Source organism: Sorangium sp. So ce394 (genome assembly GCF_051474665.1).
Lineage (GTDB): Bacteria > Myxococcota_A > Polyangia > Polyangiales > Polyangiaceae > Sorangium > Sorangium cellulosum_D.
In genome coordinates this window covers 3,869,347-3,885,968 of the sequence record NZ_CP150339.1, presented here as the reverse complement: position 1 = coordinate 3,885,968, position 16,622 = coordinate 3,869,347, and the positions used below count along the sequence as shown (strand labels likewise).

The 16,622-nt window shown below is 74.6% G+C and carries 11 protein-coding genes; 4 read left to right on the top strand and 7 right to left on the bottom strand.

Going from position 1 to position 16,622, the window contains the following annotated elements:
* Positions 1 to 394: 394 nt before the first annotated feature.
* The 3 genes from WMF33_RS14495 to wecB all read right to left on the bottom strand — a co-directional run bounded on the left by WMF33_RS14495 (position 395) and on the right by wecB (position 4,077).
* Positions 395 to 2,026: a pentapeptide repeat-containing protein gene (locus tag WMF33_RS14495; RefSeq protein ID WP_437337686.1), complete on the bottom strand. Its 1,632-nt coding sequence runs from the start codon at positions 2,024 to 2,026 to the stop codon at positions 395 to 397.
* Between the two features lie 11 nt (positions 2,027 to 2,037).
* The gene (locus tag WMF33_RS14490; protein ID WP_061625124.1) at positions 2,038 to 2,580 is read right to left on the bottom strand and encodes a hypothetical protein; all 543 of its coding nucleotides are present in this window, start codon (positions 2,578 to 2,580) and stop codon (positions 2,038 to 2,040) included.
* A 378-nt stretch (positions 2,581 to 2,958) separates the two neighbouring features.
* Positions 2,959 to 4,077 (bottom strand): non-hydrolyzing UDP-N-acetylglucosamine 2-epimerase, encoded by a 1,119-nt coding sequence (gene wecB, locus WMF33_RS14485; RefSeq protein WP_061625125.1) that lies wholly within the window; start codon positions 4,075 to 4,077, stop codon positions 2,959 to 2,961.
* Between the two features lie 215 nt (positions 4,078 to 4,292).
* Here wecB and WMF33_RS14480 point away from each other — a divergent pair, with 215 nt between their 5' ends.
* From WMF33_RS14480 to WMF33_RS14470, 3 genes are read left to right on the top strand one after another with little or no spacing between them, the layout of a single operon-like run.
* Entirely contained in the window at positions 4,293 to 6,095 is a 1,803-nt protein-coding gene (locus tag WMF33_RS14480) for a protein kinase domain-containing protein (RefSeq protein WP_437337685.1), read from the top strand.
* Positions 6,092 to 7,126, top strand: coding sequence for a hypothetical protein (locus tag WMF33_RS14475; protein WP_437337684.1), 1,035 nt, complete (start codon positions 6,092 to 6,094; stop codon positions 7,124 to 7,126). The genes WMF33_RS14480 and WMF33_RS14475 overlap by 4 nt, the downstream gene beginning before the upstream one ends.
* Entirely contained in the window at positions 7,126 to 8,502 is a 1,377-nt protein-coding gene (locus WMF33_RS14470; RefSeq protein WP_437337683.1) for a hypothetical protein, read from the top strand. Before WMF33_RS14475 ends, WMF33_RS14470 begins: the two co-directional genes overlap by 1 nt.
* Before the next feature lie 96 nt (positions 8,503 to 8,598).
* Here the strand turns inward: WMF33_RS14470 and WMF33_RS14465 are convergent, their stop codons facing one another.
* The 4 genes from WMF33_RS14465 to WMF33_RS14450 all read right to left on the bottom strand — a co-directional run bounded on the left by WMF33_RS14465 (position 8,599) and on the right by WMF33_RS14450 (position 14,866).
* Entirely contained in the window at positions 8,599 to 11,445 is a 2,847-nt protein-coding gene (locus WMF33_RS14465) for a cation-translocating P-type ATPase (protein WP_437337682.1), read from the bottom strand.
* Between the two features lie 259 nt (positions 11,446 to 11,704).
* On the bottom strand, positions 11,705 to 12,430 hold the full coding sequence (locus WMF33_RS14460; RefSeq protein WP_437337681.1) for a class I SAM-dependent methyltransferase: 726 nt from the start codon (positions 12,428 to 12,430) through the stop codon (positions 11,705 to 11,707).
* A 44-nt stretch (positions 12,431 to 12,474) separates the two neighbouring features.
* On the bottom strand, positions 12,475 to 13,425 hold the full coding sequence (locus tag WMF33_RS14455; protein ID WP_437337680.1) for a glycosyltransferase family 2 protein: 951 nt from the start codon (positions 13,423 to 13,425) through the stop codon (positions 12,475 to 12,477).
* A 139-nt stretch (positions 13,426 to 13,564) separates the two neighbouring features.
* Positions 13,565 to 14,866: a glycosyltransferase gene (locus WMF33_RS14450; RefSeq protein ID WP_437337679.1), complete on the bottom strand. Its 1,302-nt coding sequence runs from the start codon at positions 14,864 to 14,866 to the stop codon at positions 13,565 to 13,567.
* Between the two features lie 85 nt (positions 14,867 to 14,951).
* Between WMF33_RS14450 and WMF33_RS14445 the strand changes: the two genes are divergently transcribed.
* Positions 14,952 to 16,568, top strand: a complete 1,617-nt coding sequence (locus tag WMF33_RS14445; RefSeq protein WP_437337678.1) for an oligosaccharide flippase family protein — start codon at positions 14,952 to 14,954, stop codon at positions 16,566 to 16,568.
* Positions 16,569 to 16,622 lie beyond the last annotated feature (54 nt).

Genomic DNA, 16,622 nt, shown 5'->3' with positions numbered 1-16,622 from the left:
GCAACACTCGCCGGTTCCGCCGAGGGCGACCTGGAAGAGCACGGCATGCAGCAAGAGGAGAGACCGCCAGACGGTAAGGGGACAGCGGGGAGATGATATCTCTAGAGCGGGTCTCGGCTGGGACTGAGACACCGTCATCCGTCTCTCGTCCCCGTCTTTCGTTCTCCGTTCCCGTCTCCCCTCTCCCCTCTCCCTCTCCCCTCTCCCTCTCCCCTCTCCCCTCTCCCGTCTTCGTGCGCGTCCTTCGTGCGCGTGCGCGTGCGCGCTGATTCCGGGGAGTCGCGCACGCGCACGCGCACGAAAGAGCGAAGACGGAAGACGGAAGACGGAAGACGGAAGACGGAAGACGGAAGACGAGAGATGGCCGACGTGTCAGTCCCAGCCCATAACCACTCTACAGCGCCCCTGCCGGCCGCGCGTCCTCGTGCGCGGAGCGCGCGGTGGCGTCCTCCGCCGGCTGCGGACCGCGGACGGGGTGGCCGAGCAGGCACGTGCCCTCGCCGGGCAGCTCCGTCCCCGGATCGCACTCGGCGAGCTCCCAGCCGCGCGCCTGCTCGGCGTCCGTCCCGGAGAGGTCGGCGCCCCGGAGGTTCGCGGCGCTCAGATCGGCGCCCTCGAAGGTCGACTCGATCAGGGCGGCGCCCGAGAGGTCCGCCCCCACGAGGCGCGCATTCCGGAAGCTCGCCTGCGTGAGATCGGCGCGCGAGAGGTCGAGCCCTGACAGATCCAGCCCGTCGAAGCCGCGGTGGCCGCTCCGCGCGAGCAGGCGCACGGCCGCGGCCCGATGCGCGGCGTCGCCCGAGGAGAGCGTCGCGCGCAGCCGGAAGACGGCGAGGCGCGACGGGTCCAGGCCGTGGACGAGCGTCGCGGCGAGCGCGGCCAGCACGAGGCGGGCGCCGAGGGCGCGCGCGGCGCCGCGCTCGGCGCCGAAGGGCGGCAGCGCGAAGGTCAACAGCGCCGCGCCCAGCGCGCCGCCGGCGTGCGCCGCCCACAGGAGCCCGGGCGGCGGGACCTTCGCCAGCGCGACCGCAGCCGCCAGGGCGAGGAGCAGCGCGCCGCCGGCGAGCGCGAGGCGGACCTCGAGCGACCGCGCGAGCAGGGGCCCATCCGGCGCCGGGCGTGAGCCGGCGGCCACGGCGGCGCGCCGGGCCGGCAGCGGCTCGGCCGGCTCGCCGGCCCGGCGCGACGCCCCGGCGGCCGCGCCGGGCCGGCGCGCGTCAGGCGAACCGGTCAGCCGCTGCGATTCGGGCGGTGCCGACATCCGTTGGGAGGACGGTGCCGCGGACAGCCGCTGCGAGTCCGGCGCCGTCCCCAACCGCTGTGATTCGGGAGGCGCCGACACCCGCTGCGACGACGGTGCCGCGGACAGCCGCCGCGAGTCCGGCGCCGCCCCCAGCCGCTGCGAGTCCGGCGCCGCCCCCAGCCGCCGCGAGTCCGGCGCCGCCCCCAGCCGCTGCGAGTCCGGCGCCGCCCCCAGCCGCCGCGAGTCCGGCGGCACGGTGCGGCGGCTCCGCTCGGCGCTCGCCGGGGCCGCGTCCGCGCTCACGAGCGCCTCGCGCAGCGGCGACGCGAACGAAGCGACGTCGTCGAACGACGCGCCCGCGCTCGCGAGCGCCAGGATGGCCTCCTCGTCGAGGCCGGAGCGCGCGCACGCCGCCGAATCGACGCGCGCGCCCGCGAGCGAGCTCGCCGACGAGAACGAGCGCGGGAGCTTGGCCCCGCGCAGATCCGCGGCCGTGAGCAGCGCACCGCCGAGCAGCGCCCCCGAGAGATCGGCCCAGCGCAGGTCGGCGCCGGTGAGGTCGGCGTTCACGAGCGACGCCGTGTCCAGCCGCGCCCCCGCGAGGTTCGCGCCGGGGAGCTTGGCCCCGTCGAGGCGCGAGCCGGCGAGGTTCGCGCCCTGGAGATCGGCGCTCGGCAGGTGCGCGGCCGCGAGATCCGCGCCGGGGAGCTCGATCGCGGCGCTCTCACCGCCGCGGCGCGCCGAGAGGGCGCCGAACAGCCTGTGCAACGCTGAGGTATCCACGGGCGCGCCGCCTACTCGTCCGGGTCGATGGAGCCGACCGCGCTCGCGAACACCACCTGCCCGTCCTTCATGTAGCCGTCCAGCGCGAACCACGCGTGCGTGCCGTCCGCGTCGAGATCGCCTCGCGCGTAAGCGGCCCACCGCCTGTTCAGCGGCACGTCCTCCGGAAAGTGATTGACCGACACGGGCATGGGAGAGCCGCCGAGCCGATATCGATACTGGTACGACTGAGGGTGGCTGACCTCGAATCCTAGGCACAGCCAGCCCGCCGTCGGGCTCCCGGTGTTGTAGTCCACGCCCGGGCGGGGGTCGGGCCGGTATTTGACGCCCTGCACGCGATAAAACGCGTTGGGCACCGTGACCGCATCGCTGCACAGCGGCTCGGACGCGGCCCCGTCCGACCTCGCCTGGAGGCGGTCGGCCGACGCGACAACCGCCCTGGCGATGCCGCCGATCGTCTGCTTGGCCTCGGCCGACGTGGCGAACACCAGGTATTTCGACACCCCCTGGGTGGCGAGCGCGGCCAGGAGCGCCACGAGCCCGCCCGCGAGCATCACTTCGACGAGGGTGAAACCCCGTCGTCCCCGCCCCCGAGATGCCTTATCGACTTCAGCTCGGAAATTCCTTACCACGATACACCTATAACCGGAGCCTTGCTCGCTGAACAGGCAGATCCCTGGGGGATGGGCCACAGCAAACGCCGTTTGGTCGGGTGTTGTGGGGAGCGCGGCCGTTGAGGCGGCGCGTCTCCCACGTCAGCCACAGCGAACGACGTTGGGTCGCGGGCCGTAGCGAGCGCGGCAGTTCCAGCGGCGCGCTCCCAGGGAGCCTGTGTTGTGTGGAGAGGCGGGGCCGGGGCGCGCGCGGCGCGCTGCGGCGGGGCGCGGCGAGCCGCTCGGAACGGCCGCGAGCGCTGCGGACGGGACGTCGGCTCAGGCGCGCGGGCCGGCGGTCTTCGGCGGCGGGTCGCCTGCGAGGAAGGCCTCGAGCGCGTCGGCGATGCGCTCGCCCGTCTTGCCGTCCCACCCCTCGGGCACCGTGCCTCGCTTGCCGCGGCCGTCGAGGATGGCGTCGACCTCGCGCGCGATGAGCGCGGCGTCGAGCGCGACGACGGTGTTGGTGCCCTGCGTCACGGTGATCGGCCGTTCGGTGCCCTGGCGCATCGTGAGGCAGGGGATCCCGAGCGCGGTCGTCTCCTCCTGGATGCCGCCGGAGTCGGTGGCGACGAGCAGCGCATTGCCCATCACGGTCACGAAATCGTCGTACCCGAGCGGCTCCATGATCCGGAGCCCCTTCGTCTCCCGGAGGCGCGACGACAGCCCGAACGACTCGGCGCGCGCGACCGTGCGCGGGTGGACGGGGAACACGGTGGGCAGGCGCTCGGCGATCGCGGTGAGCGCGTCGAGCGTCTCGGCGAGCCGCTCGGCGCTGTCGACGTTGGCGGGGCGGTGGAGCGTCGCGATGGCGTACTTCTTCGGCTGGAGGCCGAAGCGCGAGAGCGCGTCGGTCTGCCGCTTCAGCGCGTAGTGGACCGAGTCGATCATCACGTTGCCGACGAACCGGATCCGCTCCGGGGCGATGCCCTCGGCGAGCAGGTTGGGGTGGGCGTCGTGAGAGGGCGTGAGCAGGAGATCGGAGAGCTGGTCGGTGAGGACGCGGTTGATCTCCTCGGGCATGGTCCAGTCGCGCGAGCGGAGGCCGGACTCCACGTGGACGACCGGGATGCCGAGCTTCGACGCCGCGAGCGCGGCGGCCAGGGTGCTCGTGACGTCGCCGACCACGACAACCACCTTGGGCCGGTGCTCGATCAGGTCGGCCTCGGTGCCGACGAGGACCGCGGCCGTCTGCTGGGCGTGCGAGCCGCCGCCCGCCTTGAGCGTGTGATCCGGCGTCGGCAGGCCGAGGTCGCGGAAGAACACGTCGCTCATCGTCGTGTCGAAGTGCTGGCCTGTGTGGAGCAGCCGCATCGGGAGGCCGCGCGCCTTGAGGGCGCGGCAGATGGGGGCGAGCTTCATGAAGTTCGGGCGCGTCGCGGCGACGAGGTAGATCATGTCGACCGAGGAGCATGCCGCGGTATGCGGCGCGGCACCAGCGTTTTGAGGGAGCCGGGAGGGAGGCTGCGCGCGCCGAGATCGCTCCGCCTCGCTCCGCGCCGCCTCGCACGTCTCGCACGTCTCGCGCGTCCTCCGCGCCCTGCGCGCCTTGCGCCCCCGCCGCCGCGCCGATAGCCTGGCCGTGCCGAGCCCGTCGCCGACAAGGCAGCGCCATGAGCATGCCAGATGATCTCCCGCTCCAGACAGGCGACGTCCTCAAGGGGAAGTACCGTGTCGTGCGGGTGATCGGGGCGGGCGGCATGGGCGCCGTCCTCGAGGCGCACCACCTCGTCCTCAACCAGCGTGTCGCGATCAAGCTCGTGCTCCCCGACGCGGCGAAGCGCGACGGGAGCGTGCAGCGCTTCCTGCGGGAGGCGCGCGCGGCGAGCAGCCTGCGGAGCGAGCACGTGGCCCGGGTGCTCGACGTCGACACGCTCGACGGGGGCCTGCCCTACCTCGTGATGGATCTCCTGGAGGGCGCCGATCTCTCGGCCCGGCTCCGGTCGGAGGGGCGGCTGCCGATCGAGGAGGCGTGCGAGATCGGCGTGCAGATCTGCGAGGCGCTGTCCGAGGCGCACGCGCGCGGGATCGTGCACCGGGACATCAAGCCGGGGAACCTCTTCGTCACGCGGCGCGCCGACGGCAGCCCGCTCGTCAAGGTGCTCGACTTCGGCATCGCCAAGCACCTCGGGCCGGCGGAGGCGATGGGCGCGGAGAGCCTGACGAGCCAGAACGCCCTCGTGGGCTCGCCGCTCTACATGTCGCCCGAGCAGATGCGCTCGTCCCGCGGCGTGGACACGCGCAGCGATCTCTGGTCGCTCGGCGTGGCGCTGTACCAGGCGCTGTCCGGCAAGCTGCCGTTCGAGGCCGAGACGTTCGGGGAGCTGATCCTCTGCGTGATGCAGGAGCGCCCCGCGCCGCTGTCGTCCCTGCGCGGGGAGCTGCCCGAGGCGCTGAGCCGGGCGGTGATGCGGTGCCTGGAGCGCAGCCCGGACGACCGGTGGCAGGACGTCGCGGCGCTCGCGGCCGCGCTCGCGCCGTTCGCCCCGGCGCGGTGCCGGCCGCTGGTCGACCGCGCCCAGGCGACGCTCGCCGCGAGCGAGCGCGGCTCGCGCCCGGCGCTGCCGGACGGGCAACCGCCGGCGGTCGACCTCGCCCCCGCCGCGGGCACGCCGTTCGGGTCGGCCACGACGCTGCCGGCGGCGTCCGCGCTGCCGGTGTCCTCTACCCTGCCGGCGAGCCCCTTCGTCTGCGCTGCGGCCACGCCGCCGGCCGACTCCAGCCAGCGGCGCTCGGCCGCGGCGGACGCGGGAGCGGAGGACCCGGGTCAGCCCGCCGAGCGGCCTGGCGAGACCGAGCTCGCGGCCGAGCCCGGGATGAAGGGCGCGTCCGCGCCGATGACGCAGACCGCCGACCCGTGGTCGGACAGCCGGCGCCCGCCGGAAGGGCGAGCGCACCCGCGCTGGTTGCAGCGGGCCGGCGCCGCCTCCGCGATCGCGGGGCTGGCCGTGGCGGCGCTGCTCTGGGCGCGACAGCAGCCGGCCGCGGAGACCGCGGACACGGCCGCGGCCGAGCCCTCGCCGCCTCCAGCGCAGGCTGCGCCCGAGCCGATCGAGGCGCGCTCCGGGCCCGAGCCGGTTCGCGCGCAGGCTGCGCCCGACCCGCGCCCGCCGCTGGACGACATCGCGACGGCGTCGCCCGCCCCAGCGCTCGCGGCGTCGATCGCGCCCGCTCCAGCCGCCCTCACGGCCGCGCCGGGCCCCGCTGCCGCCCCGCCGGCCCGCAGCGCCCCGGTCCGCGCTGGCGCTTCCCCTCCCGACGCGCGCCCTGCCACGCCGCGCGCCGCCGCCCCCGCACCCACTGCCGCCGCGCCGCGCCCCGCCGCGCCCCTCCCGGACGCCTCCGCATCCACCGCCGCCTCTGCGGCCGGCGCGCCGGCCGGCGACGGCGTCCCCAACTACGGTGGCCGTAAATGAGCCGGCGCCGCGCGGCGAGGCGGGGCTCCGCCGCGCTCGCGCTCGCGGCCGCGCTCGCAGCTGGCCCCCGGTCGTCGCGCGCACAGGCGGGCGGCGACGCGGCCGCTGCAGAGGTCCTCTTCGAGCAGGCGATCGCGCTGATGAGGCAGGGCGACTACGCGCAGGCGTGCCCGCGGCTCGCCGAGAGCCAGCGGCTCGACGCCGGCGTGGGCACGCTCCTGTACCTCGCCGCCTGTTACGAGCGGCTCGGCAAGACCGCCAGCGCGTGGGCCACCTACCGCGAGGCGGCCGACGCGGCCCGCCGCCAGGGCCAGGCCGATCGCGAGCAGCAGGCCCGCGAGGGCGCCGCGGCGCTCGAGGCGCGGCTCTCGCGGCTGCTCGTCGAGGTCCCCGCGGGCAGCGCCGCGCCGGGGCTGTCCGTGCGGCGCAACGGCCAGGAGCTCGCCCCGGTGCTCTGGGGGACCGCGACGCCGGTCGATCCGGGCGCCTACACGGTGGAGGCGAGCGCGCCGGGCAGGCTCCCGTGGTCGACAACGGCGGCGGTCGACCCGGCCGGCGGGACCGCGACCGTCACCGTACCGCCCCTCGCAGCCGCACCGCCTCCGCCGGGCGCGCGGCCCGTCGCGCCTGCGGGCGCGACCGCAGCGCGGGCAGCGCCGCCCGCGCGCCCCGCGCCCCGCGAGGCGGCCGGCATGCCCGCGCAGCGGCTCGCCGCGATCATCGCGGCCGGCGCCGGCGTGGTCGGCATCGGGGTGTCGGTCGGCCTGGGGTTCGGGGCACGCGCGCGCTTCGAGGAGGCGGCGCCGTACTGCGATGGCGACACCTGCGACGACGAAGGGATCGAGCTCCGCGGCGACGCCGTCGATCTGGCCCAGGCCGGCACCGTCGTCTTCCTCGTGGGCGCGGCCGCGGTGGCAGCGGGCGGGATCCTCTGGCTCACCACCCCATCGCCGGCGGCGAGCGCCGCGGGCCGCCCGGCGGTCCACGTCGGCCTGGGCCCGACCGGCCTCTCGCTCGGAGGACGGTTCTGATGCGCCCTGCCGGCCCGGTGCGCTTGCTCGCGCTGGCCGCGGCCCTCCTCGGCGCTGCGGGGTGCGACGTGGTCTTCGGCATCCGGCCTGGACAACCTCGGCCCTCCAGCGATGGGGGCAGCGGCGGCACCGGCGACGGCGGCACCGGCGGCCAGGGCGAGCTCGAGGTCGAGGGCCCCATCGTGTCGGACACCACCTGGACGCGCAGCCGTCCTCCCCGGCTGCGCGCGCCCGTCGTGGTGGAGGCCGGCGCGACCCTCACCATCGAGCCGGGCACGACGGTCATCGCCGACGCGGGCAGCCTCCTCGCCGTCAAGCCCGGCGCGCGCATCGTGGCGAACGGCACCCTCAAGGCGCCGATCGTGCTCACGAGCTCGACCTCGCCGCGGAGCCCCGGCGACTGGGGCGGCCTCGTGCTCTGCGGCAAGGCCCGCATCAACGCGCCGGAGGGCAAGGCCATGTCCGACTCGTCGCCCCGCTCCCTCGGCCTGCTCTGCGGAGGAGAGGACGACGACGACGACAGCGGCCAGCTGAGCTACCTGCGCATCGAGTTCGCCGGCGAGGACGTCCGCGAGGGCGAGCCCAGCGCCGGGCTCGAGCTCATCGGGGTCGGGCGCCGCACGTCCATCCATCACGTCCAGATGGTCAACATCATGGACGACGGCGTCTACGTGCTCGGCGGCACCGCGGAGATGAAGCACGTCCTCGTGGTCGGCGGGGACGACGACAGCTTCGACTGGGACGGGGGCTGGCGCGGCAAGGGGCAGTTCCTCGCCGGGCTCAGGACGGCAGTCGACTTTCACGGCAGCGGGATCGAGGCGGACAACAGGGGCGAAGAGCCGGAGTTCGATCCGGCGCTCGCGTCGAGCCCGACGCTGTACAACGTCACCCTCCTCGGCAACCCCGACGCCAGCTCCGATGGAGCCGGCGTCAAGCTCGAGAGCGGAACGCGCGGACAGCTGCACAACGTGCTCGTGGCCGATTTCAGCAACGTGGGCATCAAGATCGTCGATCGGGAGACCGCCGCGAACATCGGGTCGGGCGCGCTCGACATGACCCATTCGATCCTCGCCAACGAGACCGATTTCGCCGAGGTGAGCGCCGATCCCGAGGAGTACGATTACGACGAGGAGGCGTGGATCATGTCCGAGGATCCCGATCGGTCGAACCAGCGGGTGCCCTCGTCGGACCTCGGCATCCGGTCGCGCTGGTGGCTCGCCCTCGACCTCTCGCTCGAGCCGGGCTCGCCGGGGCTGCAGGGCGCCGCGCAGCCCCCGGAGGACGACCCGTTCTTCGACGCCACCGCGACCTTCATCGGCGCCTGCGGCGAGCGCTGTCCGGACTTCGAGGGCTGGACCGCGTTCCCCGTCCGCTGACGGGCGCGCGGCCCCCAGGCCCTCGCGCGCAGCCGTGATCACCGCGCCGCGGCGCAGCGGCGCCGGCCGCGCCTCGCGCAGCCGGCGCCTCCGGCCCTAGGCGCCGCGGTTCGCCACGGCGCCGTGGTTCGCCACCGCGCTCGCCACGCCGCCGACCTCGGACGCGGGCGTCTTGCGCTCGCGCTCCGCCGCCGACAGCCGCGCCCTTCGGGTGCGCCACCACCGCTCCGCGGTCATCACGGGCAGGATCGACATCGCCACCAGCGTCGACTTGACCCACGCGTCGAGCGAGAGCGGCGCCGAGCCGAACAGCGTGTGCATGAACGGCGCGTAGACGAAGCAGAGCTGCAGCGCGAGGAGCGCGCCGATGCCCACGTAGACCCAGGGGTTCGTGAAGAGCCCGATCTTCAGCATCGAGTCGCGCAGCGTTCGGCAGTTGAGCACGTAGAAGATCTGGAACAGCACCACCGTCGTGACCGCCGCGGTCTGCGCCTCGCGGTAGGCGACGTCCGAGACGACCCCGCCGCGCACCTCGGTGGAGTACTCGTAGAAGAACAGCCCGATCGCGCCCGCCGTCATGAGCACCGCGACGATCGCCGTGCGCACGAGGACGAACCGGCTCAGGATCGGCTCGCTCGGATCGCGGGGCGGGCGGCCCATGACGTCCTTCTCCATCGCCTCGAACGCGAGCGGCAGGGACAGCGCCACCGTGGCCACCAGGTTGACCCAGAGGATCTGGACGGCCGTGATCGGCATGAGCGGCGCGCCCCCGAGGATCGGGAACGTCATCACCGCCACGAGCAGGATCAGCGCCTCGCCCAGGTTCGTCGGCAGCACGAACGCGAGCGCCTTGACCAGGTTGTCGTAGACGCGGCGCCCCTCCTCGACGGCCGCCCGGATGCTCGCGAAGTTGTCGTCCGTCAGCACGACGTCGGCGGACTCCTTCGACACCGCCGTCCCGGTGATCCCCATCGCCACGCCGATGTTCGCCTGCTTCAGCGCCGGCGCGTCGTTCACGCCGTCGCCCGTCATGGCGACGACCTTCCCCTGCGCCTGCAGCGCCCTCACCAGGCGGAGCTTGTGCTCCGGCGCCACGCGGGCGAACACGTTCGTCGACGCCGCCGCCGCGCGCAGCTCGTCGTCCGACAGCCGCGCGAGCTCCGTGCCGTTCATCGCCCGCCCGCCCTCGCTCACGAGCCCGAGCTGCTGGCCGATCGCCCGCGCGGTCGCCAGGTGATCGCCCGTGATCATCTTCACCGTGATCCCGGCCTCATGGCACGCCTTGATCGCGTCGATCGCCTCCGGGCGCGGCGGGTCGATCATCCCCTCGAGGCCGAGGAGCGCGAACCCCTCCGCGAGGTGCGCCTCGTCGAGCGACGCCGCGCCGCGCTCCGCGGGCCGCGACGCGACCGCGAGCACCCGCATGCCCTGCGCCGCCATCCGCTCGACCTGCGCCATCGCCTGGGCCCGCTCCGCCTCGCCGATCGCGGCGCAGCCGAGCACCGCCTCGGGCGCGCCCTTCATGAAGATCACCCGCTCTCCGCCGGGCGCCTCGTGGAGCGTCGCCATGAGCTGCCGCTCGGACGAGAACGGCACGGCGTCGATGCGGGGGTATTCCCGCCGCGTCGCGTCGACGTCCACGCCGAGCTTCTGCGCCGCGACCACGAGCGCACCCTCGGTCGGATCGCCCTCGATGCCGCACGCCTCGCCGTCGCGCGTCATGCGCGCGTCGTTGCAGAGCAGCCCCGCGCGGAGCAGCGCGCGCGCCGCCTCGGGCACCTCGCCGGCCGACGCGCCGCCGCGGCGGAGCTCGCCGGCCGGCGCGTAGCCGACGCCTGTCACCTCGAGCGCCTCGTCGGCGCCCTCGCCGGACGCTCCGGCGGACGGCGTCCACAGGGCGCGGACCGTCATCTCGTTGCGGGTCAGCGTCCCGGTCTTGTCGGAGCAGATGACGCCCGTGCTGCCCAGCGTCTCGACCGCGGGCAGCTTCCGGATCACCGCCCGGCGCCGCGCCATCCGCTGCACGCCGATGGCGAGCGAGATGGTGATGATCGCGGGCAGCCCCTCCGGGATCGCGGCGACCGCCAGCGAGATGCCGGCGAGCATCGCGTCGACCGGCGGGTAACCCCGGAGCAGCGCGACCCCGACGATGAGCAGCGCGACCGCCACGATCGCGATCGTCAGCACGCGGCCCACCTTGGCCATCGAGCGCGTGAGCGGCGTCTCGATCTCGGTCGCCTCGTGGAGCATCGACGAGATGCGCCCGAGCTCGGTCGCGGCGCCGGTGGAGATGACGACGGCGGTGCCCGTGCCGCTCGTCACGAGCGTCCCGCCGAAGGCGAGGTTCTTGCGGTCGCCGACGCCGGCGTCCTCGGGGACGACCGCGACGTGCTTGTCGGAAGGGACCGACTCGCCGGTGAGCGCCGACTCGTCCACGTGGAGGTTCTTCACCGAGAGCAGCCGCGCGTCGGCGGGGACCTTGTCGCCGGCCTCGAGCACCACCACGTCCCCGGGGACCACGTTCGCCGCGGGGATCACGCTCCGCTGGCCGCCGCGCACGACCGTGGCCGTCTGCGGCACCATGTCGACGAGCGCCTCGATCGCCTTGCCCGCGCGGAGCTCCTGCACGAAGCCGATGGCCGTGTTGAGCACCACGACGGCCAGCACGACCGCGCCGTCGATCGCCTCGCCCATCGCCATCGCGAGGGCCGCCGACGCGAGCAGCACGTAGATGAGCGGGTCGTTGATCTGACGGAAGAGCAGCTTGAGCGCGCTGTCGCCCTTGGCGCGCTGGATCACGTTGGGCCCGACCTCCTCGAGCCGCCGCGCGGCCTCGTCGTCTGCGAGGCCCGCCTCGGCGCTCTCGATCTTGGAGAGCGCATCGCCGGCAGACAGGTTGTGCCAGGCGATCGCGGCCGATGGGGGGAGGACGCGTTGGGACATGGAGTCATCTCCTGCGGTGTGCAGCCGCGCTGTGCGCGCTGCGCTCACCGGCTATGGCAGCCTCATGTCACGTGGTTCGCACGTGATTGCGGCGTTGTCGGCACGTCCCATGCCAGCGCCGCGCCGGGCTGTTCAGCATCCCGGCCAGCTTCAACCGGGCGTCGAGCAGGACCTTTTCTCCCCGGTGGGGAATTTTGCCTCGCACCGGAACCCGCGTTTTCCCGCGTCCGCTCCGGGTCGGAGCTCGTTGTTCCCGGGGCTAGCCGCGCGCGTAGGCGAAGGTCCCGTCGATGTTGAGCAGCCCCGTGGCCTGGACGAGCTCGGCCACGGTCACCCCGAAGCGCTGGACGAGCCGGTCGGCGACCTCGCGGCGGAGGATGTCCCTGCGGAAGACGCGCAGCGGGCGCGGGGCGAAGTACCCCTCCAGCTCCGCGAACGTCAGGCGCTGGTACGCGGCGGTGCCGGGGATGGGGCGCCGCGAGACGACGTCGTAAAAGAAGAAGATGCCGCCCGGCCGGAGCAGGCGGAGCGCCTTGTCCATGAGCCCGCGCTTGAGCTCCGCGTTCGTGACCGACGACAGGACGGCGAACATCATCACCATGTCGAACGGGCCGCCGACGTCGGCCTGCAGAAAGTCGCCCGCGACGAAGCGCATGCCGGCGAAGCGCGAGCGCGCGAGCTCGGTCCGCTGCGCGACGAGGTCGATGCCGGTGAGGCGCGACGGATCCGCGCCGAGCTCGACCAGCCACGCCAGGTTGGAGCCCGACCCGCAGCCCACGTCGAGCACCGACATCCCGCGCAGGGCCTCGGGCGTGCGCACGCCGCACTCGACAAGCGCCTCGCGCACGCGGCGCTGCCGCTGCCGCGCGACGAGGTACGGGTGGGCGTTGAGCAGGCTCGCCCACGGGTTCGCGGGCAGGAAGCGCTCGGTGTAGTGCCTGCTGATCGCCTCGAGATCCCGCTCGAAACCGCTATCCTCGCCCATCGGCCCGCCTCCCTCTCCCGCCCGCGCGGTGCCGGCCTGCGCCGTCATGGCTGCCCCACCGCCCACCCCGGCAGGCGCAGGACCCCCCAGCGCACCGCCTTGAGCAGCCCGAGCGCCACCGTCTGCTCCACCGTGAGCGGGCGCTGCGGCTTCCGCCGCGCGAGGTAGTCGTCGAGGTAGCGCAGGAACTCGGGATCCGGCTCCATGCCGCCGACCTCGCGCCGGATGCGCCGGTACTTGCGCGTCTTCCAGATGAAGTTCTCCCAGCTGTCGAAGTAGTCGTGCCGCATCAGGAGATCCGGCACGTAGACGACCCGCATGTCGGGGAACGCCTTGGCGATGCGGTAGACGAGGTAGACCCCCTCGGCGCCGTAGAACTGATCCGGAAAGCCCCCGGTCTCGAGGTAGACGCCGCGCCGGATCGCCATGTGCCCCTCGGTCGCGAGGACGTCGTCGATCATGTCGTCGCCGCGGTCGTAGTGCCCCGCGAGCGTGCAGAAGTAAGGGTGCTCCTTGGGGATGATCCGGCCGCGCATCGCCGCGATGCGCGGGTCCTCGAAGACGCGGCGGACGACCTCGACGAACGTCGGCGCGATCAGGCCGTCGTCGTCGATGAAGGCGACGTGCTCGCCCCGCGCCCAGGCGATGGCAGCGTTGCGCGCGGCGTTCAGCGGGATGCCGTCGGTCAGGCGGAGCTCGACGTCGACGAGCGGCGCGGAGCGCGGCCTGAGGTGCTCGATGCCGCCGCTGTCGGCGAGCAGGATCTCGTACGGCACGTCGAGCGCCGCCGTCTGGCCGCGCGCGTGCTGGAGGCACTCGATGAGGTAGTCCTTCGCCTTGTACGAGATGACGATCAGCGTGAGCTTCGGCGACGGGACCTCGCGCCGCACGATGAGCTCCTTCACCTCGGGCGCGTACTTCGCGCGCCACGCCTCCTGGAGGGCGCGCTCGCCCTCGGGGAGCCCCGCTCGATCCTTGGGAAGATGGTCAGGCATCGCGGCTCGCATGCCACGGCGGCCGCCGCGCAGGCAAGGACGTCGAGCGGGCGCCGCGCGAGAAAGGCCGGCGCGGGTTGGTGCCGCGCGCGGCGGCAACGCGAGGACGGACGGCGCGGCGCCCGCGCCGCGCGCGGCGTCAACCCGCGCCGCGCGCCGCGACCTCCTCGAAGAGGCGCGCGAGCGCGCCCGCCGCTGCGCGCGCGCTCAGCCCGGCGAGCGCCGCGCCGTCGGGCTCGACGAGCGGCCGCCCGGCCGCGCGCGCGTCGACGGCGTCCTCGATGCGGCGCTCGATCGCCGCGGCGTCGCCGGCCGCGTGCGTCCAGCCGAGGCGCGTCGCCTCGAGGATGCGCGCGACCTCGGGGGACGGCGAGACCGCGAGCACCGGCGCGCGCGCGAGGAGGTAATCGTAGAGCTTGCCGGGCAGGAGGTACGGCTCGTCGCCGAAGCCGGTGAGCAGCGCGAGGTCGGCGCCCGCGACGAGGCCGAGCCCCTCGGCGTACGGCAGGACCGCGCGGTGCTCGAAGAGCCGCGACACGCCGAGCTCCTCGGCGAGGCGGAGATCGCTCCCCGCGACGCGCCCCAGGTTGAGCAGCCGGATCGCGCCCGGGCCGAGCGACCGCCGGCGCGCGACGGCCGCGAGCGCGCGGACGAACGGCGCGAGCGTGCGCTCGCTGTAGCAGTTGCCGAAGTGCACGAGCGTCACCGCCCCGTCGCGCCGCGGCGCGACCGCCGCGTCCGGGTCGAAGCCGGTCCGGATCGACGCGACGCGGCGCGCGATGCCCCGCGCGGCGTACGCGTCGCGGGTCATCTCGGACGTCACCGTGAGCGCCGCGGCCGCGCCCACCGCGGCCCGCTCGACGAGCGCCACCGCGGCGCGGACCCACGCGGGCCGCGTCGCCATCACCGGACCGAACGACCACGGATCGCGGAAGTCGACGACGACCGGCCGGCCGACGGCCCTGCCGGCGAGCAGCCCCGCGAGCACCGTCTCCCACGGCGCCCCGCTCGCGAAGATCACCTCGGCAGAGGCCTCGCGGGCGAGGCGCGCGATGCGGGCCGCGAGGGCCGGGATGCGGCCCGCGTCCGGGCCGATCACCCGGACGTAGCGGAGCTCGGCGGCGACGCGCGCGAGCCCCCTCCGGCGCGCGACCGGCAGCGGCGCCTCGGTCGGCGCCTCCACGGTGCCGTCGGAGCCGAGCGCGCGGCGCGGCATGCGCGCGAGCTCGGCGTCCGTGAGGTAGTCGCGGCGCACGTCGCACGCCGGCAGGTCGGCCTCCGCGAACGACGGATCCAGCCGCTCGCCGGGAGGCGGCCTCGCCGTGAGCACCGTCGCCGCCCAGCCGTGCTCCGGCAGAAATTTCGCGAAGCGGTACGCGCGCTTACCGCCGACGCTGAACCGTGGGGGAAAGTAGTAGCTCACGAGGAGCGCGCGCCTCATCGCCGCGCCTATATCACGGCCGAGCGGGGCCCCGCGCGCCCGCCGCGGGAGGCCGCTCCGCCCGCGCATGTGCTACCGAGCCGCCATGCGGGACGAGCAGCCCACCCCGGTCGAGCCGAGCGCGCCCCCGCGTGCGCCCGAGGCCGCGGGGGCCGCGCGGGTGGCCGACGGCGCGCCGCCCCCCGCCGAGGCGCAGGGCGCGTCGCTCGCCGACCGGATCGGGATGATCGTCGGCGGGCAGTTCGTGAACACGCTCATCGTCCTCGTGCAGGGCGTCGTCGTGGTGCGGCTGCTCGGCAAGGCCGAGTACGGCGCGCTCGCCTTCGCGACGATGCTGTTCATGACGGGGCGCGATCTCGCGCAGCTCTACCTGCCGGAGTCGTTCCTCTATTTCGCGCCCAAGGTGACCCGCCCCGAGCTCAAGGGGCTGGTGCGGCAGAGCCTGCTGCTCCTGCTCGGCCTCGGGGCCCTCTCGGCGCTCGCCTTCGCGGGCTTCGCCCTCGTCCCCGGCGTCTTCCTCGACGTCCGCGAGGGCGCGACGCCGCTCCTCCTGCTCATCGGCCTGATGAGCGTGATCGCCTACCCCGCGAGCGTCTTCGGCCCGCTCTTCATCGCCACGAACAACCACCGCAAGTCGGCGGGCGTCGCGCTGGTCGTCACGCTCTCGACCGCGGCGGGCGCGATCGTCCCCGCCGCGCTCGGCTGCTCGGTGGCGTGGATCCTGGCCGCCCAGTGCGCGGCGCAGGCGCTCCGGCTCGGGCTCTCGTACCGGCTGTACGCGCGGCTGTTCGGGGACGTCGCGGCGGCCCCTTTCCCCGGCGGCGTCCGGGCCCAGCTCGCGTACGCGCTCCCGCTCTCGGTGACCCGCTTCGCCGGCCTCTTCAACCAGAAGCTCGACAAGTTCGTCATCGGCCTCTTCTTCAGCGCGGGGCTCTACGCCGAGTTCGCCGTCGGCTCGCAGGAGCTCCCGCTCGTCGGCGTCCTCGCCTACTCCGTCGCCTCCACGATGCTCCCGGACCTCGTCGCCCGCTTCGAGGGCGGGGCGACGCCCGCGCAGGGCGCGCGGGCCGCGGTCGCGCTGTGGCACTCGGGGATCCGCAAGACGACGCTGATCATGCTCCCGGTGGCGGCGTTCCTCCTCCTGTTCGCCGAGCCGCTCATGCGCACCGTCTACGGCGACGCGTACGCCGGCGCCGCGGTCCCGTTCCGCATCTACTCCGCGCTCCTGCCGCTGCGCGTGACGGCGTACGCCATCGTGCTGATGGCGTTCGGGAAGACGTCGATGATCCTGCGGATCCAGGTGCTGTCCATGGTGTTCAACACCGCGGCGAACCTGGTCCTCCTCCCGACGCTCGGCATGGTCGGCGCGCCGCTCTCGGCCGTCCTGACCCAGGCGCTCGGGATCGTCGTCATGGTCGCGACCATCGCGCGCCTCTCCGGGGTCGGCCTGCGCGGCGTCTTCCCGTGGCGCCACTACGGGCGCGTCGCGGCCACCGCGCTCGTCGCCGCGGCGCCGCTGACCGCGTTCCTCGTCACGGGCGCGGTCGACGAGCGCCCCGCGCTCTGCCTCGCGCTCGGCGCCCCCCTCTACGCGGGGCTCTACCTCGTGGCCGCGTGGGTCACCGGCGTGCTCGCCCCCGAGGACCGCGCGTTCGTCGCGCGCTGGCTCCGCCTCGAGCCGCTGCGCAGCCGCCATGGCTGACGCGCCCGCGAGCGCGGCGCCGTCCCCGCGCGGCGGGCTTGAGGTCGGCGACCG

Coding starts and splice junctions, on each gene's coding strand:
- wecB (WP_061625125.1), bottom strand. CDS start 4,077: ATGATCTACCTCGTCGCCGCGACGCGCCCGAACTTCATGAAGCTCGCC.
- WMF33_RS14445 (WP_437337678.1), top strand. CDS start 14,952: ATGCGGGACGAGCAGCCCACCCCGGTCGAGCCGAGCGCGCCCCCGCGT.
- WMF33_RS14490 (WP_061625124.1), bottom strand. CDS start 2,580: ATGCTCGCGGGCGGGCTCGTGGCGCTCCTGGCCGCGCTCGCCACCCAG.
- WMF33_RS14470 (WP_437337683.1), top strand. CDS start 7,126: ATGCGCCCTGCCGGCCCGGTGCGCTTGCTCGCGCTGGCCGCGGCCCTC.
- WMF33_RS14480 (WP_437337685.1), top strand. CDS start 4,293: ATGAGCATGCCAGATGATCTCCCGCTCCAGACAGGCGACGTCCTCAAG.
- WMF33_RS14455 (WP_437337680.1), bottom strand. CDS start 13,425: ATGCCTGACCATCTTCCCAAGGATCGAGCGGGGCTCCCCGAGGGCGAG.
- WMF33_RS14465 (WP_437337682.1), bottom strand. CDS start 11,445: ATGTCCCAACGCGTCCTCCCCCCATCGGCCGCGATCGCCTGGCACAAC.
- WMF33_RS14475 (WP_437337684.1), top strand. CDS start 6,092: ATGAGCCGGCGCCGCGCGGCGAGGCGGGGCTCCGCCGCGCTCGCGCTC.
- WMF33_RS14450 (WP_437337679.1), bottom strand. CDS start 14,866: ATGAGGCGCGCGCTCCTCGTGAGCTACTACTTTCCCCCACGGTTCAGC.
- WMF33_RS14460 (WP_437337681.1), bottom strand. CDS start 12,430: ATGGGCGAGGATAGCGGTTTCGAGCGGGATCTCGAGGCGATCAGCAGG.